Annotated in this window: 24 protein-coding genes; 13 read left to right on the plus strand and 11 right to left on the minus strand. The window is 38.1% G+C overall.

What is annotated here, in order from left to right:
• The first annotated feature begins 421 nt into the window (after positions 1-421).
• Positions 422-616, plus strand: a complete 195-nt coding sequence (locus NDN13_RS03065) for a hypothetical protein (protein WP_251117120.1) — start codon at positions 422-424, stop codon at positions 614-616.
• 93 nt (positions 617-709) lie between these two features.
• Positions 710-1,003, plus strand: a complete 294-nt coding sequence (locus tag NDN13_RS03070) for a hypothetical protein (protein WP_251117121.1) — start codon at positions 710-712, stop codon at positions 1,001-1,003.
• 158 nt (positions 1,004-1,161) lie between these two features.
• On the opposite strand, the gene NDN13_RS03075 is transcribed toward NDN13_RS03070, so the two are convergent.
• Entirely contained in the window at positions 1,162-1,404 is a 243-nt protein-coding gene (locus NDN13_RS03075; protein ID WP_004653148.1) for a hypothetical protein, read from the minus strand.
• A 776-nt stretch (positions 1,405-2,180) separates the two neighbouring features.
• Here NDN13_RS03075 and NDN13_RS03080 point away from each other — a divergent pair.
• The 6 genes from NDN13_RS03080 (at position 2,181) to NDN13_RS03105 (ending at position 7,012) form a co-directional block, all read left to right on the plus strand.
• Positions 2,181-2,837, plus strand: a complete 657-nt coding sequence (locus tag NDN13_RS03080; protein ID WP_251117122.1) for a hypothetical protein — start codon at positions 2,181-2,183, stop codon at positions 2,835-2,837.
• A gap of 184 nt (positions 2,838-3,021) precedes the next feature.
• Positions 3,022-4,893: a non-contractile tail sheath protein gene (locus NDN13_RS03085; protein WP_251117123.1), complete on the plus strand. Its 1,872-nt coding sequence runs from the start codon at positions 3,022-3,024 to the stop codon at positions 4,891-4,893.
• 260 nt (positions 4,894-5,153) lie between these two features.
• Positions 5,154-5,486, plus strand: coding sequence for a hypothetical protein (locus tag NDN13_RS03090; RefSeq protein WP_251117124.1), 333 nt, complete (start codon positions 5,154-5,156; stop codon positions 5,484-5,486).
• A 126-nt stretch (positions 5,487-5,612) separates the two neighbouring features.
• Positions 5,613-6,125 carry a lipopolysaccharide transport periplasmic protein LptA gene (lptA, locus tag NDN13_RS03095; RefSeq protein WP_251118152.1) on the plus strand — a complete coding sequence of 171 codons (513 nt, stop codon included), beginning with the start codon at positions 5,613-5,615 and terminating at the stop codon, positions 6,123-6,125.
• 160 nt (positions 6,126-6,285) lie between these two features.
• Complete coding sequence (locus NDN13_RS03100) at positions 6,286-6,567, plus strand: hypothetical protein (protein WP_016540389.1); 282 nt, start codon at positions 6,286-6,288, stop codon at positions 6,565-6,567.
• Between the two features lie 190 nt (positions 6,568-6,757).
• On the plus strand, positions 6,758-7,012 hold the full coding sequence (locus tag NDN13_RS03105; protein WP_251117125.1) for a hypothetical protein: 255 nt from the start codon (positions 6,758-6,760) through the stop codon (positions 7,010-7,012).
• A gap of 35 nt (positions 7,013-7,047) precedes the next feature.
• On the opposite strand, the gene NDN13_RS03110 is transcribed toward NDN13_RS03105, so the two are convergent.
• From NDN13_RS03110 to NDN13_RS03155, 10 genes are all read right to left on the minus strand, one after another.
• Complete coding sequence (locus NDN13_RS03110; protein WP_251117126.1) at positions 7,048-8,289, minus strand: mechanosensitive ion channel family protein; 1,242 nt, start codon at positions 8,287-8,289, stop codon at positions 7,048-7,050.
• Between the two features lie 120 nt (positions 8,290-8,409).
• The gene (locus NDN13_RS03115) at positions 8,410-8,949 is read right to left on the minus strand and encodes a DUF2058 domain-containing protein (RefSeq protein WP_251117127.1); all 540 of its coding nucleotides are present in this window, start codon (positions 8,947-8,949) and stop codon (positions 8,410-8,412) included.
• Between the two features lie 3 nt (positions 8,950-8,952).
• On the minus strand, positions 8,953-9,633 hold the full coding sequence (locus tag NDN13_RS03120) for a YoaK family protein (protein ID WP_251117128.1): 681 nt from the start codon (positions 9,631-9,633) through the stop codon (positions 8,953-8,955).
• A gap of 6 nt (positions 9,634-9,639) precedes the next feature.
• Positions 9,640-10,842 carry a serine/threonine transporter SstT gene (sstT, locus tag NDN13_RS03125; protein ID WP_251117129.1) on the minus strand — a complete coding sequence of 401 codons (1,203 nt, stop codon included), beginning with the start codon at positions 10,840-10,842 and terminating at the stop codon, positions 9,640-9,642.
• A 197-nt stretch (positions 10,843-11,039) separates the two neighbouring features.
• Entirely contained in the window at positions 11,040-12,740 is a 1,701-nt protein-coding gene (locus NDN13_RS03130; RefSeq protein WP_251117130.1) for a SulP family inorganic anion transporter, read from the minus strand.
• 80 nt (positions 12,741-12,820) lie between these two features.
• A complete protein-coding gene (locus NDN13_RS03135) occupies positions 12,821-13,132 on the minus strand; it encodes an ArsR/SmtB family transcription factor (RefSeq protein WP_004807645.1) in 312 nt (103 codons plus the stop codon).
• A gap of 550 nt (positions 13,133-13,682) precedes the next feature.
• Positions 13,683-14,249, minus strand: coding sequence for a TetR/AcrR family transcriptional regulator (locus NDN13_RS03140; protein ID WP_065342742.1), 567 nt, complete (start codon positions 14,247-14,249; stop codon positions 13,683-13,685).
• 476 nt (positions 14,250-14,725) lie between these two features.
• Entirely contained in the window at positions 14,726-15,238 is a 513-nt protein-coding gene (locus NDN13_RS03145; RefSeq protein ID WP_251117131.1) for a hypothetical protein, read from the minus strand.
• A 37-nt stretch (positions 15,239-15,275) separates the two neighbouring features.
• Positions 15,276-16,331, minus strand: a complete 1,056-nt coding sequence (locus tag NDN13_RS03150; protein ID WP_251117132.1) for a linear amide C-N hydrolase — start codon at positions 16,329-16,331, stop codon at positions 15,276-15,278.
• 198 nt (positions 16,332-16,529) lie between these two features.
• Positions 16,530-17,696 carry a ribosomal protein uL16 3-hydroxylase gene (locus NDN13_RS03155; protein ID WP_251117133.1) on the minus strand — a complete coding sequence of 389 codons (1,167 nt, stop codon included), beginning with the start codon at positions 17,694-17,696 and terminating at the stop codon, positions 16,530-16,532.
• 202 nt (positions 17,697-17,898) lie between these two features.
• Here NDN13_RS03155 and dnaX point away from each other — a divergent pair, with 202 nt between their 5' ends.
• The 5 genes from dnaX to NDN13_RS03180 all read left to right on the plus strand — a co-directional run bounded on the left by dnaX (position 17,899) and on the right by NDN13_RS03180 (position 23,095).
• A complete protein-coding gene (dnaX, locus tag NDN13_RS03160; protein ID WP_251117134.1) occupies positions 17,899-19,905 on the plus strand; it encodes a DNA polymerase III subunit gamma/tau in 2,007 nt (668 codons plus the stop codon).
• A 109-nt stretch (positions 19,906-20,014) separates the two neighbouring features.
• The gene (locus NDN13_RS03165) at positions 20,015-20,653 is read left to right on the plus strand and encodes a vWA domain-containing protein (RefSeq protein ID WP_016540376.1); all 639 of its coding nucleotides are present in this window, start codon (positions 20,015-20,017) and stop codon (positions 20,651-20,653) included.
• Positions 20,654-20,687: 34 nt separating this feature from the next.
• Complete coding sequence (locus NDN13_RS03170; protein WP_251117135.1) at positions 20,688-21,329, plus strand: TerD family protein; 642 nt, start codon at positions 20,688-20,690, stop codon at positions 21,327-21,329.
• Positions 21,330-21,366: 37 nt separating this feature from the next.
• The gene (locus tag NDN13_RS03175) at positions 21,367-22,002 is read left to right on the plus strand and encodes a vWA domain-containing protein (RefSeq protein WP_004807629.1); all 636 of its coding nucleotides are present in this window, start codon (positions 21,367-21,369) and stop codon (positions 22,000-22,002) included.
• A gap of 34 nt (positions 22,003-22,036) precedes the next feature.
• Positions 22,037-23,095, plus strand: a complete 1,059-nt coding sequence (locus tag NDN13_RS03180) for a TerY-C metal binding domain-containing protein (protein ID WP_251117136.1) — start codon at positions 22,037-22,039, stop codon at positions 23,093-23,095.
• The last annotated feature ends 10 nt before the right edge of the window (positions 23,096-23,105 follow it).

Below are 23,105 nucleotides of genomic sequence, written 5' to 3' on the forward strand. Positions count from 1 at the left end.
TATATGGAATAGTTTGAGAGATTTTTTGTTTCTCAGTGCTACTTGTTCAAACGGATAATTTTTATTCTGTTATTGGGTCGGATGATATAAGAAAGATGAATTAAGTGGTTGCAAGTGTATTGTTCAGCTGAGCAACTGAAAACAATTGGATGTATTGACTGGCCAAAATTTGAAAAAAAAGATCAATCCGTTGAGTATCAATTTAATTTTCTGAAAAGTAGGGTCTCGAATGTTTTGGAAGGGTCCAAATGTGAGTCAATTTATTGTCAGGATATAATGGATGTTAAAAAGTCCACCTTATTGGGCATTTTTAATGCAAGACGTATAGCCGGGTTTTATAGTGTAATCGAAAAAGAAAATGTGGTAACTCACAGACTAGGCGTATACTGTTTATACGTATTAGAATCATAAGGAATCCGAAATGCTGGTTAAATTTGCAATGCGCTTCATGGGTGTTTTATTTGCGGTATTGGCTTTGGCTGCTATCGTTATACATTTCTTTTTTTCTAGTAAGTTAACAACAGATTTATGGATTATTGTAGTCCCAATTATCTTAGGCGTTCCAATGCTAACCTCTGTGATTGTTGCACGAGATGATGAGTTAAACGTTCACTAAAAATTACAGTTTAATTGAATAAAAGCTCATCAAAAGATGGGCTTTTTGCATTTCTATGATATAAAAATATTTCCCATGATTCAGGAGATTGAAGTGGTTATTTCTCAGATAAGACAAAGTATAGACCGAGAATATGAAGTATTCATACACTCCAGCAGCTACCAATCTTATAAAAATAGTGAGATACAGACAAAAGCACAGTTTTTAACGAATGCTTTAAAAGCGATAAAATATCCACATACCAATTTAATCCCTTTAGGTGGCGGTGTTTATAAATTATTGAATTTTGATCACTTTGAACTAGATCTTAATTTATTTAATACCCCCTCATTTCATAATAGAACCGCTTTTATCGACTGGGTATCTAAAAGTTTGTTTTCACAATAAAGACATCGATAATCTATATGTTTGGAAGCAGCTTAAGAAGGCTTTGGCGAATTATGGATGAAAGTTGGGTTGCTGAAGGATAAAACGCTCAGTTCATCATTGATTTTGAGCGTTTGTTTTAGGTTTATTGAAGAATATTGAAGTTTGTTGCTTAAGTGTTATGCTATTTTTTTCATATGTTCTAAGCAATCAATTGCTGTCTTGCTTGTGACACTGAGTTCTTTAGCTAAAGTGTGAGCTTGGTCCCAACTAAATATTTCAAGTTTTACCAATAATAACAACGTCATTTCAATATGATTTTTACTCTTAATAATTTCTTCCAAATTATTAAGATCAATTAACATATCAATTTCGGTTTTGATATGGTCAATTGCGGCATCTTTTTGCTGTTTTTGATACATTTTTTTTCTCCTATAAAAGGTATCTCAATGATTAATAGAATACTTAAATAGCTTAATTATTTATTAAACCAAAATTAATTGAATATTAAATAGAATGCTATGGGTATTCATTAATGTATTTTTCCCTGTCTGCTCCGAATCACTTTTAGATTTCCATTTCATTAATAAATGAAAAATACTCTAATTTTATAGTGTAAATAATAAGCTCTAGTCAACCAACTGTTACATTTTGATGAGACTTTTTTGTATATTTTGTGACAAGCTTTCATGAGTGTTGTTGTTTTCCTTGTAAATGATTTTTTATTTAATTTAATCAATGATTAAAATTTAATTTTTTTTACGTTTTGAAATTGATTTTTTGATTCAAAAGTGACAAATATGACATTTTTTTACAACAGCAAAATAAGTGGGTGTCAAAAGTGATCATAAAGGAAAAATATTTGTCATTTTTTACCTATATAAGCCATGTATAAAAGATATGTTTATTTAATGCTTTAATTAGAAAGGCGTTTAATCAGTATAAATATATTTACAATTAGGTTGTTGTAGAATGTAATATTTTAAAAAAATTATATTAATCATAAGTTTATGGTTGTTTTTTACTAAACTTGCTATAAAAGCAAGTACTTCTTAATTTAGCTATTGGTTAATATGAGTTTATGCTAGATTTTAAAAATAGATTAACCAGATATCGGATTTTATTATTTATTTCAAACATTTAAATAAAAATAAATTATTCTCTAAGCTCTTAAATTCAAATAAAAATAGGTATTCGGATGAAAACTATATTGATTGGGGCAATAGGATTCGCTACATGTTTAATAACCATAAATGCATGGGCAGATACACCACTACAAGTCAATTACGGCGCACCTCAGGCACTAGGCGAGCTGACGGTAGCTCCGCAAACAGAGCAGCACTATCGTAGTGAAAGCAGGAGTGGTATTCAAACCTCGATATTCGCTGAATATTATGGCTCAAGATTAAAATCAGATGAAGTCGATGGACATGAAAAGCTCAATGGTTTTGGTACAGGTGTGACATTTACAGCTTTAGATACACTGAGTTCAACATTTGGCCTGAATTATCAAAAAAATGCGGATTGGAAAAGTACTGAGATTAATGTGAAAGGAGGCTACACCTTTTACGATCATAACAATAGCTATGCAAATGCAAGTATTGGTGTGGGATATGCGTGGCTGAAAGCTGATGACTATGATGTCAAATTACGTTATGTCACATTACCAATAGAGTTTGAGCTAGGACATTATATTCAATCAAATATTGCGGCTTATGTTGGGCTAGGCTACAAATGGCTTTATATTGAAAATTATAAAGATGTCTGTACAGGTTATTTTTGTGATAGCACCGCGGCTGATGTGCTGGATATGGGTGGGATGACTTATAAAGTGGGGATGCGCTATCTGTTCTGATGAAGATCTGAATGATTAACTCCTGAGGCTTATCTATGGATAGGCCTTTTTGTTGATTGAAAATATGCATTTACATAAAGTCGATATAACTGGTGGTGTTTTGATCAGCACTTACGCTTGCAAACAGTTAAAAAATGGTGATCAATTAAGATAAAAGCTCAATGATTAATTAGAGCATTTTCAAATGACAAATACTTTTGAATATAAACAAAAAAATTTAAAAACATCTCCTGCATTAAATGTTGGCACTTCTATTATTGATCGTTTTAGTCCGAAATACTGGCGTATTGATGGACCACAGACAATGTCGTTTGCAATTACCAATTATGGCAATGGTTTTGAAGCATTATTTCGCTCACGAACAACGACAGATTTGGCAGGGGTGATTTGGGATTCTTACGATGCAAAAGATCATAAGCATCTTGCCTATGAAACCAAATATGATTACACAGGCGTGATTTGGGATTTTGATATTGAATTGTCTCCATCCATGCCGATGTTGAACAATCCTACTTTGACACCAACACTTACTGTGCAATACAAAGCCAATGGTGAGGACAAGGTTGCTTACATCGTCTTGTTTAATTATGCAAATCAGCCAGCATCTCGCTCAGCACATATTCATATTAATTGGAATACGGTTAAAGCTGGTTTTGCCGCAACAGATACTTTTCCTGTGACCAATATTCAGCGAATTTCGTTTTCAGGTTTTACGAGCAGTTATAATGGGCATTCTACCCAGCCTTTAGCCCAAGCCGAAGAGGGCTATATCCGTATTACCAATTCGGTGACCACTGGGCCAAATGCCAAACTCACGTTAAAGCGAGTGTCGGTACCTCAGCATAATTATGGCCTGTGTACCAGTTATGATGATCATTATGATCTTAATCCACAGCGCTTGGTCGATAATTTGCAGGCTTTGGGCTATCACGGTTTGATTAATCATTATTGTGGTATGTCTAAGTATCCTGAAATGTCTTGGGACAGTAGTATTAATAAATGGCAAATTCCAGATACGTTGGTGACCAATCAATCTGTTGTAAATCCATGTACACGTAAATGGCATGAGCGTTTTGCTCAAGCATTACAAAATGCTGGGATGCAGCCTGTATTTGGTGTCAGCTTTGAAATGTATTCATTAGGTGCAAATGAGTTTTGGGCACAACGTGATTGGAATAGTAATTTAGGTCGTACCGGTTACGAGCCGCCTAGTTATTTCTTTAGCCCGTGTGATCAAAATGCACTTGCTTATCTACATAAAGCGTTTATTGAGTTTGCTGATACGATGGCTGTAGGCGGCTGTCCTGTAAATATGCAAATTGGTGAACCTTGGTGGTGGTATAACCAGGGTACGGATTTACCATGTGTTTATGATTATCCAACTAAATTGGCATTTAATGCAGATACTGGATTGTATGCACCAGACTTGGGAACGATCTATGAGGCCGTAAATAAAACTGGAACGCCGTATGATGAATTTAAAGCTTGGTTAAAAAATAAATTAGGGCAAACCTGTCAAGACATTCGCACCGTGATTAAAGCCAAATACCCAAATGCTAAAGTTTGTCCATTGATTTTCTTTCCAACGATTCGCACACCGATTGAAACCTTGGCAACTGATATTAACTTTCCGCGTGAGCATTATGCTTACCCTAATTTTGATTATCTGATGACCGAGGCCTATGACTGGATATTGGAGGCTCGATTAAATTTGGCGCACCAAGCTGTTGCTGAAATTCCGAGCCAAGATCTGAACTATCCTGCGGATAAAGTCGCTTATTTAGCCGGATTTGTTCCTGATTCTTCGATTGCCCATCTTTATGGCTTTGATAAGAACAAGCCATATCGAACTCCAATTTGGCAACGTGTGTTTGGAGATATGCAGAATAATAATGCTTTGGGACTGATGAAGCAGCTGATCTGGGCTTATCCGCAAATCATGCAAGATTCTGTAACGATTGATATTGCTCAAGCACCAAATGGTTTCTTTATCGAAAATACACTCTATACCCCTGTGAGTGATGATACGCCGTATCCACCTGAGATCTATTTGTAATAATGAATGCTTAATTGAAAGGGCTTTGTGATTCAAAGCCACTTCTATTTTCATCCTTTGTCTAATTTTTAATAGAAAGTTTTGAATCACGAAGTGAGTACTGGCGGAATATCCATAGAATTTTTGTTTGATCATACGCAGTTAAATTTTTCTTACCCAACTGGTACAAAAGATATCTGCGGTGTCGCACTTTAATGATAAATTAGAACAAATAACCCGCTTCGGCGGATTTCAATGAATTTATCGTATGCAGCATTGTTATGAAAAGTAAAATTCTATTTTTAGGCTTAATCTCCATCTTATTTGTAGGTTGTAGTAAACAGCCTGAAGTCAAAAATGAGCAAGCACAGGAGAGCTTTGAAGTAGTAGATAACAAGATTTCCGAATATATGGATATTCTGGATAATCCGGATACTCCTAAAGAAGAGCAGACACGTGTTCTTTGTAAGGACTATCCAAAATTATATGAATCTAAATATATTCCTGCATTATTAAAACTGGCACCTAAAGACTATACACAAGAAAAGTTGATGGCTGATCTCAAAACCTCGACTGATTACTATGCTGAAAAGTTGGATATCACCTGTAAATAAGCATCTATAGAGAGGAGATTTCCTCTCTTTTTATTATTGTAAATAAGAATTAATATCATTAATTGCATGATAGCTAAATAACTGTGCTAAGATTCGCTGCTTATAAATTTATCGCTTAACAATAAAATCATGAAGAAAATTTTTTTGATGACATCAATTTTAATCACTTGCTCGTCTATTTTCGCTATTGAGTCTGATTTTCAGCAATCGATTTATCTAGATGCTGAAAATACCCGTTATAGTCCGAACCAAAATACTTTTTCGGCTGCTAATATTCAAATCAGACAAGGCACGATTGATATCCACGCTGCAAAAGCGATTGGGACATTGAGAAACGGCCAACCTCATCAAATTACGCTTACGGGAAGCCCCGTCAAGTTTCAACAGAAAGTGAGTGAAGCAAAAGGGATGGTCTATGGTAAAGCCGATCACATAGATTACAGCACGTCTGCAACGGAGATCATATTAAAGGGCAATGCATCAGTGATCATGGATGGTTCCAGTATTTCAGCAGAAACACTCAGATATAATTTAACAGTTGGTGATATAGAGGCTCAAGGTGTACCAAACAAGCGTGTCCAAATGATTATCCCGCCACAGAAGAATGTACAGATGAAGCCGCTTATCAGGAGTCAGTAGGCGAGTCTAAGTGCTTCTATTTGCTTATTTACGGCGTAAAATCTTTATTCTTGTATTTACGCGCCAAAATCTGTCGTTTAGTTGAGTTTATGGACTTGAAAAACTGGAAATAGAACATATTATAATTTTTTTCTTATTCTGATATCACAGGCGGAATACGGTGAACGAAGAAGTTTTGTTACCTGCATCACGAGCGACTGCAATTTCTAATGCAAATGTTAAAAAGTTAACAGTAGATAAAATTCTCTCAAAAATTTCCAGTACGATTAAATTAAGAGCCAGTGATGGTGATCGAGATGCTTTACAACAATTTTCAAAACATGAAGTTAGTAGCGAAGATGCCGATATTGTTGTGAACGAGCTAAAAACAGCGGGTTATCGGGTATTTCTCAATCCTAATTTTACCAATACCAATATTCAGTTTCAGCTAGAGTGGGACTGAGATTTTAAAGATCATAAAGAAGCTCCAAATTTGTTTGGGGCTTTTTTATATGGTAACCAAACTGTTTGTTACTGCATTGAACCAAGCTTAGAGCTTTCTATAGGTACATTTCCAGCAGATAAATCAGAATCCTTTCCTTAAATGTTTAATAAAAATGCCTATAATGTAAAAAAAGCATGATAGAGCAAAAATGAGTTTAAGAGGATGGCTAGTGATTTTGTCGGGACTAACATTGACCTTAGTTGCTTATTTATATTGGAACTATACGCAAACTGGTGGTTATAACAAAAATAGTGATGGTTACTATGGCTATTCCTTCCCAATGGACAATGGTTTAAAAAACGCGGCTGATTGTGAATTGGCAAATACTGAGAATCCAGATGAGTCACCTGTATCACAAGAGTGGATGGAAGGGTGCAGAAAGTACTTTGAGATCAATCAATAAAAAAGCACCTGACGGTGCTTTTTTATTGATCTAGATTAGGCTTTATCGGTTTGTTCAGTAGAGAGCACCTGAAAATCGTGACCTGATGGTGCTTGATAAATTCTTAAACCAAACTCAGGAATAATGGCAATCAGGTGATCAAAAATATCAGACTGAATTGCCTCATAAGAAGCCCATGCAATGGTATTGGTAAAGGCATAGATTTCTAAAGGTAAACCTTCACTGGTTGGCTGCATTTGACGCACTAAAATGGTTTGATTTTGGGCAATCCCTTGATGCTGACGTAAGTAAAACTCAACATAGGCACGGAATGTCCCAAGATTGGTTAAACGACGCTGATTATACCGAGACTGATTGCTCAAGTGATTGTTGAACTCTTCAATTTCTGACTTCTTAGCATCGAGATATTGATCCAATAGTAAGAAATCTTTTAATTTTTGCTGTTCTTCATCACTCATGAAGTGAACACTACTTTGATCTAAGAACAGTGAACGTTTAATACGACGGCAGCCTGATTCACTCATCCCACGCCAGTTTCTAAAGGTATCAGTCACCAGTTTGTTGGTTGGAATTGTGGTAAAGGTTTTATCAAAGTTCTGTACCGTCACGGTATGTAATGACATATCAATGACATCGCCGTCTGCATTCAATGATGGCATTTCGATCCAGTCACCGATGCGGACCATATCATAAGAGGCGATCTGTACACTGGCCACCAATGAAAGAATGGTATTTTGAAATACCAACATTAACACCGCAGCCATTGCACCGAAGCCTGCAAGTAGGGTAAACACATCTTTTTTCAAGAAGGTTCCCAAAATCATCAGGCCACAGACCACAAACAATATAAGCTTAACTAACTGTAAATATCCCTTGATCGGTTTATTTCTCGATTTGGGATTACGTTGATAGATTAAGTTAAAGATATTCAGCGCTTCACTGACAGTGAGTGCTAGGGTCAGGAAAATAAATGCCTGCGCACCCATTTGTACAAAGCTGATGAATTTCTCTGGAAGATGCGGAATTGTGGTAATGCCATTCATGATGACAATCGCAGGAACGATATTGGCAAAACGTTGGGTCACACTATGCTGTGCGAAAATTGATTGATTTGGAGATTTAAATTTTGTAATTAAATGGCGAATACCACGGACGATAATTCTTTTCGCAATAAAGTTAGCAAGGGCCGCAAACAAAATCAAAATGATGAATGCGATCGCTGTTTCTAGCCAAGGGTAATGGCTTAACTCACTACGCAAATACTTTAAATAATCCAAACCCAAAACACCTTATAAATTCTTTGAGACGGAATTGTAAGGTGTAATGGTGTTTTAGATTAACTTGATCACAGTTTATATACGATTTGTAAAGGCGTTTTTACATAACTGTTGGATGATTTACCACATCAGATCATCAGGAATCACATATGCTGCATATGGGTCTTCCTCGTCCGTCGTTTGATCATTTTTCTCGGTATTGTTATTTATCAAGATAAAACCTTGCATTTTTTGATCAATTTTTTCCGCAAGCGCTTTAGGTAAATAAGCGTAACTGTCTTGATCTTTGGCAATCACAAGTGAACCTGAAACAAGGGCATTATACACTTGCTGTGAAAGATAGACTTTTTTGATCTTGCCCTCATCAATAAATTGATAAGTTACGTCACCTTCAATTTCTTTGACTTTATGATGTTTAATCATCTGGACAATCGAGGCTTTTAAGGCTTTTTCTTCAAGTATCGCTTGCTTCTCTTGATCCAGTGCTTGGTCTTTGGCTAATTTTTCCTGCTTGGCGCGGTCGATGTCAGCTTTTAAGACAGCATCATCATTTTGTCCTAGACGTTGTTCATGCTGTACTTGCTTGGTTATTTTTTTTGCTTTTTTATTGTCAACTAAACCTGCTTTTAACAGCTGAGCTTGCAATGCATTTTTAACCATAATTCAATCCAAATTTGAGTTTGATGAAGAACGAAAATAGAAAATCCAGTAGGCAACACTCATGGCTAAGCTTAATGCTGCTGGAATGAGAAAGGTCTGTAAGTTTAAATAAGGATAAAGCAGACTCGCAATGAGTCCACCACATAAAAAACCGATAAAGATGAGGAGATGCAGAAAAATACGGCGTTTTTCTACTTTTAAGCCCCGTGCTTTATAGCCTAAAGCTAAACCGATATCGGTCAGCACGCCAGATAAGTGCGTTGTACGGATAATTGCACCTTTGTAGTGGCTTACCATGGCATTCTGTACGCCCATGGCAACACAGGCCCATAACAGGCCGTAGCGTGGAAAATAAGGCAGTAAGAGCCAAGTGAGAACCAGAAAGATCGCGACTAAACTAAGCGGTAGGCCATAACGTCGACCAAATGCAACGCTGCTATTGCCAAGGATTAAGCCACTATAAAAAGAACCAATCACAAAGCAAAGGATAACCAGACTGAGGTAGATAAAATGCTCAGGCTGCCAGTCAAGCAAACTCATTGCTAACATACTGACATTGCCTGTCATGTGTGAAACAGATTGATGGAGGACTGTAAATAAGCCCAAAACGTTTACCATCCCTGCATTCAGTGCGAGGAAGAAAGCACCGAGTTGAATCCAGTTAGGTAAACGTTGAAGTGGCATAGTAACCTATGATCTTGGATGGTCTCTAAAATCAACAGCAGCGGTAAACAGGACGTCAGTCGAAGAGTTTAGTGCAGTTTCTGTTGAATCTTGCAATACACTGATAATCATACCAATCGCAACAATTTGCATGGCAACTTCAGATGATATACCAAACAAACTACAAGCAACAGGGATTAACAATAAAGATCCACCGGCAACACCAGAGGCACCGCAAGCTGAAACCGTTGCAACCACTGATAAAATGATCATGGTGCTCAAGTCAACAGGGATACCCAGTGTGTGTACTGCAGCAAGTGTCAATACGGTAATGGTGACCGCAGCACCCGCCATGTTGATTGTTGCACCCAATGGAATAGAAACGCTGGCAGTTGCTTCATTGACACCCAAACGTTGTGCCAAATCTAGGTTTACTGGAATATTGGCTGCCGAGCTACGGGTAAAGAAGGCGGTAATACCACTTTCCTTTAAGCAAGTGAACACTAATGGATATGGGTTGGCCTTCATGGTAATCGCAACCAAGATTGGATTAATCACCAGTGCAACAAATAACATTGTGCCGATTAGGACAGCTAATAAGTGGGCATAACTGGTCAGTGTTGCGAGACCTTCACTTGCAAATGTCACGGCAACCAAACCAAAAATACCAACTGGAGCGAAACCAATTACGGTATGAATGATTTTATTGACTGCACCAGCCACATCAGTCAGAACTTGCTTGGTTGTGTCAGAGCTGTGTCGTAAAGCCAAACCTAAACCAATTGCCCAAGCCAGAATACCAATAAAGTTGGCTTCACCAATGGCTTGAACAGGGTTTGCAATAAAACTTAAAAGTAAATTCTTTAAAATCTCAGCAAGGCTACCTGGTGCTTGAAGACCAGTTTCTGCCGGTAAATGTAAGAATAGCTGGCTTGGAAACAAAACACTTGCAGTTACAGCACTGAATGCAGCAAGTAACATCCCGACTACATATAAAACCAGTACAGGTTTGATATTTGAGTTCTGACCTATCTGGAAATTTGCAATTGAAGATAGAACTAAAACAAAAACTAAAATCGGTGCAACAGACTTTAATGCTTTAATGAATAATTCACCCAATAAACTTAAGTAGGGTGTAAAGTTAGGAAAGAGCAAAGCGACGCCAATCCCTAGAAAAATAGCGATAATAATTTTGCTAACTAAGCTCAAGCGAGACAGTACATTAAACATATAAAGGCCTTATAAACCTATGCACGGTTTAAGGTTAAACAAGCGCGGTATTCTATACCTAAGAACCGTGAATAATAAAATTTTTTTTGCAATTCAATTACTTTAAAAATCCCGAAAAAATTAACACAATGTTTTTTAAAAAAAATTATGAAAACATGACACATCCTTTTGTATAAAAAAAATCCAATAAAAGCTGTTTATTCTACAAGCATTTCAGGCGAAAGTGTTTGTATTGCTTGATAATGTGATAAAAATATTTGACCTGTAAGATCATTTTTTAGCTGGGATTTACAGAGTCGCTCCATAACAGGACTCTTCACTTCAGAGAGGTGCAATTGAATATTCAACTGAGCCAATTCAAGATTTAGATCCTCAAGCATTTCTAATGCACTAAGATCAATATTGCTAATGCTTGAGCAGTTGATCACGACGTGTTGCAATTGCGAATTCTGGCTGACTTCTGTAATTACATGACCTTTTAGAACATGGGCATTTAAAAAGTTGAGGTTTTCATCGACACGAAAAGAAACCACAGCTGTGGTTGTAATGACGTTGTAATTTGAAATATTCCTAAAGTGTTGAGTTCCTTCAATTAAACCAATCACCGCGATATGGGGGCGACTGATCCGCCAAAGCAGTAGAACAAAGGTCAATACAATACCAATGATCAGTCCAGTTGAAATATCTATACAGGTTACACCAAAGAAGGTCACCCACATTGTTAACCCATCTGCTTTTGAGTATTTCCATGTTTCAATAAATGGAGTCAGTGTTATCAACTTCCAGATAGAAACAAAAATTGTTGCAGCTAATACAGCGAGAGGTAGATTTTGAAAGAAGCCTGTAAAGTAAAGGCTGACTACAATCATCAATACAGATGAAATAACACCAGACATTGGGGTTTTTGCCCCAGCATCAGCATTGACGACTGTACGAGATAGACTACCAGAGACGGCAAAACCAGAATTGAGGCCCGCAGCAATATTGGCTAAGCCTAAGGCAATCAGTTCTTGGTTACTGTCTAAGTCATCACGTTTTTGTAGTGCTGTGGCTTGCGCAATCGCTAGAGATTCTATAAAGCTAATCATTGCAATCATGAAGGCACTTGGGAGTAGTTGCAGAATTAGCTCAGTGTTCCAGGTCGGAAAATGAAAATTAGGTAGGCCTGTTGGAATGACACCAACGGTTTTGATTGCCTGATCATCGTTCCCAATAAAGGTGATGACTGCAATTGAGAGCAAAACCAGTAATAAAGGTAATATTTTGTTTAGAAAACTGGATCGAATCAGTTTCGGAAGCATAAACAGGAGTAAAACAGAAATTAGCCCAAAGCTTAAACCAGTCAAAGTTACTTGGTGCAAGTTTTGAGATAAGCTCAGTACAAACTCAGGAATATTGTCTGCCTGTAACGGAATATCCAGTAAAAACTTAAATTGTCCTAAGGCGATCAGTAACGCGGATGCAATGATAAAGCTTTGAATAACGGGATGACTAATGAGCTGAATAAGAAAACCGAAGCGCAATAAACCTAAAAGCAGAGAAATGATCCCGACAAGTAGCGCTAATAAGTAAGCAGCTTCGATATAGGCTGTTGATCCAGCAGCAAATAGTGGGTCGAGCGCTGTAAATACCATCATCGAAATAATGGCGACAGGACCAATCGAAAGGGTCGTACTACTTCCTGTAAAGGCATAGATAATCATGGGTAGTATACTGGCGTATATCCCCATAATTGGCGGAAGCCCTGCCAACATTGCATAAGCCATACCTTGTGGTACCAACATAGCCAATACAATGCAGGCTGCAATCAGATCAGACTTTAGGCTGGAAAGCTGATAATGACTTAACCATTTTCGCGCAGGAAAAAGTTTAGATAGGTTTAGGTTTAGCAATTTCATGCGCAATAGTCTAAATCATAAATTTATATATATTATGCAGAAAAAATGCTAAAGAGGGTACGATTGAATTTTTTTGAGAATTATGCCTGAGGGCAGTAATGCTCATACAGCGTATTCAAAACCACTTGCAACTTTGGATCTAAAATTGAGTAAAAAATTTGTTTGCCATCGCGACGGGTAGAAACAACATTACTTTTTCTTAACATCATCAATTGCTGTGAAAGCGTAGGTTGGAAGATTTGGGTTAATTCTTCAATTTGTGAAACATTAAGTTCTTGTTTAGCCAAATGACACAAAATAATTAAACGATCAGTATTTGCCAGAGATTTCAGTACAGTCACAATTGTACCAGCAGACTCTCTCATGGCGTCGATCTCGAAATCCTTTTGCATGCATATACTCTCTAGGTTACAGCCGTGGCTAGTATAAAGTCACATAACGGAAAAATTGTAGTAAAACTGAATAATTGCAATGGTTTTTAATGAAAATGTATATCAGTAAAAGTGATAATAAGGCGATAAACTGTTAAATATTTTGTTTTTAATTAAAAATGTGTGATTAATATCACATAAATCTGGCTTTGATAGGTTTTTATCCAGTTTGAAGCTATTATGTTCGGATATCGTTAGATATATTTTTAAATAATACTAAACAATAAAATTAAGTGATTAATATAGTTAATGAATATAAAAAAATAAAAAAAAGATTGTGCTTTACAAAAAAACATATATAATGAGAAACAAGACAGAACGATCTGTCTGCATAAGAAGGATCGGAAGTGCTAAAGCGCAACCGCCAGAGGGTAATAATACTTATTATTCTTTTTACACTCAGACGCAAGCGTGAGCCACAATAATAACTATAAATCACGCTTTATTTTTTTAATTATCTCTAAACTTTCTATTTAAAAAATCCCTTTATAAATAAAGGGATATTTGGTGTTTATGCTAATGCTTTTTCGAAACTAATTAAATGCTCTACGCGTTTCCAGTATTCATCCATTTCAACAGAGTGTTTGTTGACATGTGCTTGAATGGTCATGCCATCTAAAATGCTGACAATCAGTGTTGCTAAATGAGTTGGATTGCGAATATCTAAGTTCTTTAATAAGTTTTCAATTAAAGCCGTTAACCAAATTTTGTACTGGGTTGCTGGTTGCAAAGTAGAAGGATAGATTTTGATTACCTCTTCCAATGCTTTTTGAAACATACAACCATTAAAATCTTCGCTATTAAACCACGCAGCATACCATCCAAAAATTGCTTTAAGCTGGGCAAGATGATCATCTGGATCACATTCTGCCAAAGTCGCATTTAAAGAAGTTTGGAGATTAATGTTGCGTTGCACTAAGCATTCTTCAATTAACTTCTCCTTGGATGGAAAGTATTTGTAGAAAGTCATTTTTGCAACGCCAGACTCACTAATGATTCGATCGACACCAATCGAGTTATAGCTATGCGAATTAAAAAGTCTTAATGCAGTGGTAATAATATCTTCTTTTTTTGACATACAACGCCTCGAGTTCGCCCATCGCCAAGAGCATCATGTTGCATTTCATCATGCAATTTTGGCAGGGATTTTACATGGTATTTTGAAAATATCATAGGAAAAAATAACATTATTTATTTAAATGATTCTTTCGTCCGCATTTTCAAGGGCGGGGTTTAAAAATAATGTTCTATATCTATAGAAAATAACTATTAATTAAATCTTAAAATACGATAAAACCTTAGAATAATTTAAAATTATTTGATTGGTGATTATTCATCTAATTGTTTTCAAAGGACAACTAATTTTTTAGGCTATTTAGATTTAATAATCGGGCTATATTGAGATCTATTCTTGTTTGTAATTTTGTGTATATTTAAGCAACGGTTTTAATTTTAATGTGTGCTCAGGAATCTATTTTGAATAAATGTATAATATAAAAGCCAGTTAGATATAGTTAAAATAAATAACTGACTTTCATCGTATAATTTTCTATTTTAAGATTTACTTTGTTGCGATGGCAGGGTTGCAATCAGCTTGATAAAGTTATGATACAGCATCGATTGCTGGCTTGGTGTGTAGACTGAACGTTTGATATTGCCTTTGTCTGTTTCGATCGAAAGCTCAACATTTTGGGCTTTTTTCAGCTCATAAAGAAATGTGCTTGGTAGAATAAAGCTATTCGATGAGCGTCTTGGAATCAGTCGGTTGATGTCTTTTTGCTGTGTTGGACCCACAGGTTGATAAGTAAAGCTCTTATCGTCAATTAAGAAAGTAAGGCCTTTGATATCATAATAATCATAGCTACTGTTGAGTACAGTTTCGACTCTTAATTGATCTTTATGTTGTTTATCCCATTCAACAAATACATTCGGGCATAGTTCGTTGGCCTTGCAGTTTAAAGAGCCTGCGGTTGCGAGATTGCCTGTTGAGCTGGCAGAAGAGTCAGGTAAGGTCGCGCAGCCACTCATCACAATACAAAGGCTTAGTAAACTTAAAGTTTTTTTCATCTTTTCAACTCTCTAGGATGTACTCAATATTTCAGTGTTAATGATGTAGTTGTGGACCAAGAAATTCAAATGGTTTTGATATTTTAAATTGATCGGTTGCATCACCAGCAAAAGTATTTTGTTGATCTTTGCCAAGATCAAGTTTACGCGTTAAACCGTCTTTAAAGTTAATTTTCTTTAAATCGACCCAAAATACATTGGGAGAGACTGCAGATTCAAAGAAATAAAGTTGTTGTTTGTGGTCTGCAACAGTTCGCCAGCGTGTCGATGAAATATTCGGTTCTTCTGCTGTATTGAGGCCATAAGGAACAGATACATTACGAATCACACTAAAAACAGAAGCTAAGGCATCTTTAGGATTGTCATTTTTGGGAATCGCATTGATATAAAAAGAGGCACGTGCAAAGCGGTCAGCAGCACGATTGGTCCCTGGTAACATGACTGTTCCGCCAATTTGTTGCCAGTAAGTGTTGAGTGCCAGTTGTTGATCAAATATTGGCGAGTTAGTCATGACTTGATACTTCTTATTGTGATGAATGACTTGTTTGCCGCCGATATATTCGATAATGGCGCTATCACCAGTTTTGTCTGAAATGGATAAATGCAATGTTGCGAGGCGTTGTTCGCCTGGTACGCTGTCTGTTATCAGATCAAAAGGTTCTTTTTCCAAGGCACTGACCGCTTCTGCAACGCTGGCATAGTTATCCAGTACATATTGCGCCCAAGCCGAAATGCTGAGTTGTGGTTTTTTAGATTGCTTGGTGTCTGGATATTGAGACTCAACCAACCATAATACATTGGCAACCAATCCAGCTTCATTCATACCGTCAGTTGTTGAAATATCATAACCTGTGGCAATTACACTGCCGTATTTGGCTTTCCATTTTAGAGATTTTGGCCCTGCATTGCTGTCACGAATTACACCACTGGGTAAAATCCAAAGATTAGTGCCGACATCAACCTTCCAGTCCATGGAGCGGGCGGTGATGATATGGTCATTGTTGCCTAAATAGACTGCTCGGGTGCAGGCATGGCTAGTTTGTAGAATGAATGAGGATGCGAGAAAGGAAAAACATAATATTTTTTTAAACACAAGTCAGACTCCTTGCTGTTGTATCAAAGTGATTTATATAAAATATTTTTATAATGACTTGGCTTTAGTCTATTAAAAAAAAATTCTTATTCAAGCATTAAAATGTAATCATTATAAAAAGTAGGGTTTTAATTTTTGATCTGGATTTGAGATAAATGTGGATAGAGATCAATCTCTATCCACGGGGAAATACATGTTCTAGTTTTCGTTTGGTGGTAATAACATTACAACGGCGGTATTCAGCAGCGTTGTAATATCTTCTAGAATCTCGGCTTGATTCAATTGTTCATCTAGCAATAAGCTTTCACCATCTGCAATCTGCTTTAGATAAGGAATGAATGGTTCTGATACGCAAACGGTATCGCCATTTGCCCAAAACTCTAAAGATTCACCTTGTTTTCTGTAAAGCAAACGAGAGGCGGGTTCTAGAATAATTTGATAATCCGCACCAATAATCTCAGCAACATCATTGGCATCAACTTCTTCAGGTTCCGGAATATTGTTCGGATAACTTGCTTCGCTCATATAGGCCATGATTGCTGCATCAAATTCAGGTGCCTGAGTGAGATAATCAAGTAATTGAGCCTTTAAATATGAAAACTCAGTACTGTTAATTTCCCCTAGATGCGCTGTTTGCTGGCGCGCAATATCGATCAATGGATTTTTGAGTAAGGTATTTTCTGCAAATTTATCACTGACTTGATCAATCATTTCTGAGAGGTTTGGCATACGGAAGCCAAAAGAGTAGGTTAAGCAATCATCTTCAGCAACGCCATAATGTGCAAGGCCAGGAGGTACATAGAGCAAATCACCTGGTGCAAGAACTTCATCAAAATGAATGTCTAAATCTGCTAATAGTTTCAGCGGTTGATCAGGCAAAAACTCAGTTGATTCATCACACATTTGACCTAATTGCCAGCGGCGATGACCATGACCTTGTACCAAGAACACATCATAAAAATCGAAGTGCTTACCAACAGAGCCACCTTTAGGTGCGTAAGACACCATGATATCGTCGCGGCGCCATTGCGGAATAAATGGAAACTTCTTCCAAAGCTCTGAAATATCAAATGAATAATGGTCAACTGCTTGAACCAGAAGTGTCCAAAGATTTGGCAGCTTTTGGAAATCACCTTTGGTTAAAGGAGAGGATTTCACATGCCACTCATTTGGATTTTTATTTTTCTGACGGATTAAGCGAGCGGTGACATCTTCTTCCAATGCCAGTTCTTGAACATCTGCTGGTTCTAATAAGCCAATAATTTCAGGCATTGCATTACGGACCAGCAACGGCTTTTTCTGCCAATATTCATTAAGAAATTGTTCTGCGCTAATGCCGCCGAGTACCGTTAAAGATTGAGACATGGGAAATAAAACCAACAACACATAAATTGGTGCGTATTCTCCCTTGAGTTGAATATTGGTGCAAGTCTTGTCTGAATGTGATGAAAAGCTCGGAAATAGTCATTAAAAGTGCGGTAATGTATTTAATCTTGATCAATTAGAAGCGGATTCATTCACAGACTTTCAAAAAAACAGTATGCTTAAGACGCAAAAAGGAGCATTCATGTATCAAGTACTGGCAAGAAAATACCGTCCACGTAATTTCAATGAGTTAGTGGGGCAAAACCATGTTTCTCGTGCTTTAACCAGCGCATTAGAACGTGGGCGTTTGCATCATGCCTACTTGTTTACAGGAACGCGCGGTGTCGGGAAAACCACGATTGCTCGTATTTTAGCCAAGTGTTTGAACTGCGAGACAGGCGTGACGTCAACGCCCTGTGAAGTTTGTGCAACTTGTAAGGCGGTAAATGAAGGTCGCTTTATTGATTTAATTGAGATCGATGCGGCATCACGAACCAAGGTTGAGGATACCCGCGAGTTACTCGATAATGTGCCTTATGCGCCGACGCAGGGTCGCTTCAAGGTCTATCTGATCGATGAAGTGCATATGCTTTCAACGCATTCATTCAATGCCTTGCTCAAGACACTGGAAGAACCACCTGAGCATGTGAAGTTCCTCTTTGCAACGACAGATCCACAAAAACTGCCGATTACCGTCATCTCGCGCTGTTTGCAATTTACCTTACGTCCTTTGGCCGTCGATGAAATCACGGAACATTTGACAGCAATTTTAAATAAAGAGCATATCGAAGCCGATCAAGATGCGATTTGGCAAATTGCAGAATCTGCACAAGGTTCATTACGTGATGCATTGTCTTTAACAGATCAGGCAATCGCCTATGGTCAAGGTGCAGTCCATCATCAAGATGTTAAAGATATGCTCGGTTTGATTGACCGAACCATTATTTATGATTTGATCTTGGCAATTCATCAAAATCAGCAAGCATCAGTAAGTCAGTTACTTCTACAATTTAGACAGCAAGCTTTAGACGTGTCTTTGGTTTTGGATCAATTGGTTTCTACCTTGCATGAATTGGCATTGCTGCAATATTTGCCTGATCTTGCACTGAAATATAGTGAAGAAATTAACCAGAAAATTCTGCAACTGTCGAAACTCATTTCTGCTCAAGATTTGCAGTTGTATTATCAAATTGCCTGTAAAGGTCGAGCTGAGTTGCAACTTGCGGTAACGCAAGAGCAAGGCTTCGAAATGACAGTGTTGCGTTTACTGGCGTTCAGACCGTTAACGTTGAATGAAGTCACGGTAACGGCAACACCTGTTACGCAAATTACAGCCCCTGAAGTGCATAAGCCAGTACAGGATTTAAGGATAGAAAATCAGTTTGCAGTTCAGCAAGAAACGGTTAACGTTGAACCTGAACCTGAACCTGAACCTGAACCTGAACCTGAACCTGAACCTGAACCTGAACCTGAACCTGAACCTGAACCTGAACAGCGCAATCAAGATCCTCATCTCATGGTGTTTGATGCCGAGGATGGTCAGTTAATTGGATTGGATGTATCAGCGCAACAACACACGATTCAGTCGAATATCGTTGCGGCGGATGAGGTGCTGGTTTTTCCTGTTGAGCAAAATTTTCAAGAACAGCTGGAGCAGCCTCAAGCTGAACAGGCACTTGATCTCATCGCAGAGCCAGTGCTTGAAGCGGTTGTTTCGGAACCGATTGTTGTCGCAGACAAACCGGTTACACCAATAATACAACAGCAAGATCACGGACAAACTGATCTGATGCCTCAAGATATTTTAAAACTGCGTGAGCAGGTCTTAGACGGTGAGTGGAATTTGGAGAAGTGGGAATATTGGTTTAGAACCAGCCAGCTTTCACCTGCGGTTCAAGAGTTAGCTCAACATGGTGTGATGCAAGGACAGATCAATGGCACTTCTGTTTTTCAGATTCCTCAAGAATATGAAGGGATGTTGTCGCAATTGCAGCATGGTTTGGAGGAGGCTTTAAAAGCACAATGGCCACAAACGCTGTTTAGTGTGCAATATGCTGCAGTGGATTCTAATACGCCTTTAATGATGCAGAATGAGCGTAAAGAGCGAGCATTTAACCGTGCGGTTGAATTATTGCACCAAGAGCCAACAATTAAGAGTCTGGTCGATACCTTTGATGCCGAATTGGTCAATATTAAGCTCAATCCTTAGCTAAAATAGACAGAAGAGTATTTATTTTTTACTTTGTAATGATTTAGATAAGCTAAAAGTGTAATCTATGCTTAAAATTTAAATCATAACGAAATAAGGGTAAAAAATAATGCGTCGTTTACCGGTTTATTTATTACTTGATACCTCTGGCTCTATGCATGGTGAACCCATAGAAGCTGTAAAAAATGGGGTACAAATTTTACTTTCGACTTTACGTCAAGATCCCTATGCGCTGGAAACGGCTTATTTATCTTTAATCAGTTTCGACAGCCAAGCCAAACAGTTAGTGCCTTTAACTGAATTGGCTGTCTTTCAAGCACCAGATTTACAGGTCACTGGGACTACAGCATTAGGCGATGCTTTAGCGCTGTTAGCCGATAAAATTGAACAGGAAGTGGCAAAAACCACTGCAGAGGTCAAAGGTGACTGGAAACCTTTGATTTTCATTATGACTGATGGTGTGCCAACAGATGATTGGCGTAAAGGGTTGCAACGTTTACAACAAGTCAAAACAGGGGTAATCGTGGCCTGCGCAGCGGGACATGGCGCCGATACTTCAATTTTAAAACAAATCACAGAAGTTGTTGTTGAATTGGCAACGGCAGATTCAAATACGATTAAAGCATTCTTTAAATGGGTTTCTGCCAGTATTTCAACAGGCAGCCAGAAAGTGGATGCAGGGCAAAAAGAAGTTACAGGGTTGGGCGATTTGCCACCCCCACCGCCTGAAGTCAACATCGTACTATAAAAGCAAAACACATATTAAATAAGAGGGTAAAACCATGGCTGTGAGTTTAAATAAAGGTCAAGGCATAAGTTTAAGTAAAACTGAAAATAATTTGTCTCAAGTAACGATTGGTTTAGGTTGGGATATTCAGGAACAGAAAAAAGGCTTTCTTGGTGGATTGTTTGGTGGCAATAGCGCTGAATATGATCTGGATGTGATTGCCTTCCTGGTGGGGAGCAATGGCAAGGTCAATAATCTGGGGCGAGATGCGCAGGGGAATGTCACCTTAGAAAATAGTGATGTTATCTTTTTTAATAATCAAAGGCATTCTTCTGGACATATCTGGTTAACCGGTGATAACCGTACAGGTGCGGGGGATGGCGATGATGAACAAATTATCGTGAAACTCAATGACCTGAATCAACAATACCAAAAAGTGGTTTTTGTGGTACAAATCTATAAAGCTGCTGAAAATAAACAACATTTTGGTCAAGTCAAAAATGCATTTATCCGTGCAGTGGATACTACAGGCAAGGAAATGGTTCGTTTCGATTTGTCGGGCACGGGGCAATATGATCAACAACGTTCATTACTGTTTGCTGAACTTGTCCGTGAATCAGCAGGATGGAAATTTAATGCAGTCGGACAGGCTTCCCAATCCGATTCATTTGTAGAATGGTTAAAACAATACGCTTAAAAATTTGATTTTCGGCTAAAGAAAGGTTTAGAACAACATGCGCCGTTTACCCGTTTATATTTTATTAGATACCTCAGGATCGATGCGAGGTGAGCCAATTCATTCGGTGAACGTCGGCTTGCAGTCCATGTTGAGTGCATTGCGCCAAGACCCTTATGCATTGGAGAGTGTGCATTTAAGTATTATTACTTTTGATTTGGAAGCTAAGGTTTATTTGCCTTTAACGCCCTTGGATCAAGTACAGCTTGCCGATATCGATGTGCCAAGTGCAGGTGCAACTTTTATGGGAGCTGCGTTAGAATTGCTGGCAGAACAAGTGAGTCAGCAATTACAGAAAAGTACCGATGAGGTCAAAGGGGATTGGCGTCCGCTGTTATTTGTGATGACTGATGGCTCACCGTCCGATGTCTATGCTTACCAACAAGCGATTCCTGTCATACAACAGTTAAATTTTGCCAGTATTGTTGCTTGTGCCGCTGGGCCAAAAGCCAAGCAGGAGCATCTCCTGCAACTGACCGATAAAGTTGTGGTATTGGATACTATGGATGCGGCCTCTTTTGCAGGGTTCTTTAAATGGGTGTCTGCCAGTGTCGTGGTGGGAAGCAGTAGTGCTGGGATTTCAGGTTCTGTTTCATTGCCGCCACCGCCGCCCGAAGTACAGTTGGTGTTGTAAATAAAATAAAGAATATATTAAGGATAATCAGAAGATGCGTCGTTTACCTGTTTTTTTCGTATTGGATTGTTCTGAGTCGATGGCGGGGCAAAATATTCAACAGATGCAACAAGGCATCCAGTTGATTATGCAGCAATTACGTCAAGATCCATATGCCTTGGAAACCGTATATGTTTCTGTTATTGCCTTTGCAGGGATTGTTCGAACCTTAGTTCCGTTAGTGGAAGTGTTTGCTTATTATCCTGCGAAATTACCTTTGGGCGGCGGGACACATTTAGGTAAAGCCTTAGAACATTTGATGAATGAATTTGATCGTCATTTGATTAAAACAACAGAAGAAATCAAAGGGGATTGGAAACCAATCGTATATTTGTTTACAGATGGTCGTCCGACCGATGAATGTAAAGATGCGATTTACCGTTGGCAAAAGAAATATGCACGACGCTGTACGCTGATTGCCTTAGGAATGGGTAAAAACGTTGATTATGCAATGCTCAAGCAATTAACAGAGCACTGTATTGCTTTTGATGAGTTGAATGAACAAGACTTTAAAAAGTTTTTCCAGTGGATTAGTGCTTCTGTGGTTGCACAAAGTAAAAGTATTGGGGATGGGCAGCAGCAAGATCATTTACCGCCAATTGATGAGCGTTATATGCGTTTGGTTAAGGATTTACCTGCCAAGAAAACCTTGGTGGATGAAAACTGTGTCACCTTTGTGGGGCGTTGTGGCAAGCTGAATCGACCCTATTTAATGAAATTTGAACGTGAAATTCAGTATCAAGCGCCTCAAGATTTAAATATCAACCTGAATTTATATCATTTTCAATTGACCGAATGCTGCAAAATTGATGAGGATTATTTTACCTGGTCTGATCAAACCCAACATCAGCAGCAGGTCAATACCACACTGTTACAAGGTACTCCAGAATGTCCGCATTGTTTGGCTGAAACGGCTTTTGCCATGTGTGGTTGTGGCCAATTGATGTGTTATGACGGTTTTAGCGAGGACGTGACTTGCCCATGGTGTCGTCGCCAAGTCAGTTTCGGTTATGGTGGAATGGACGGCTTCGATGTGCAACGAGGGCGTGGTTAACAATTGGATC

Source organism: Acinetobacter sp. C32I, assembly GCF_023702715.1.
Taxonomy (GTDB): domain Bacteria; phylum Pseudomonadota; class Gammaproteobacteria; order Pseudomonadales; family Moraxellaceae; genus Acinetobacter.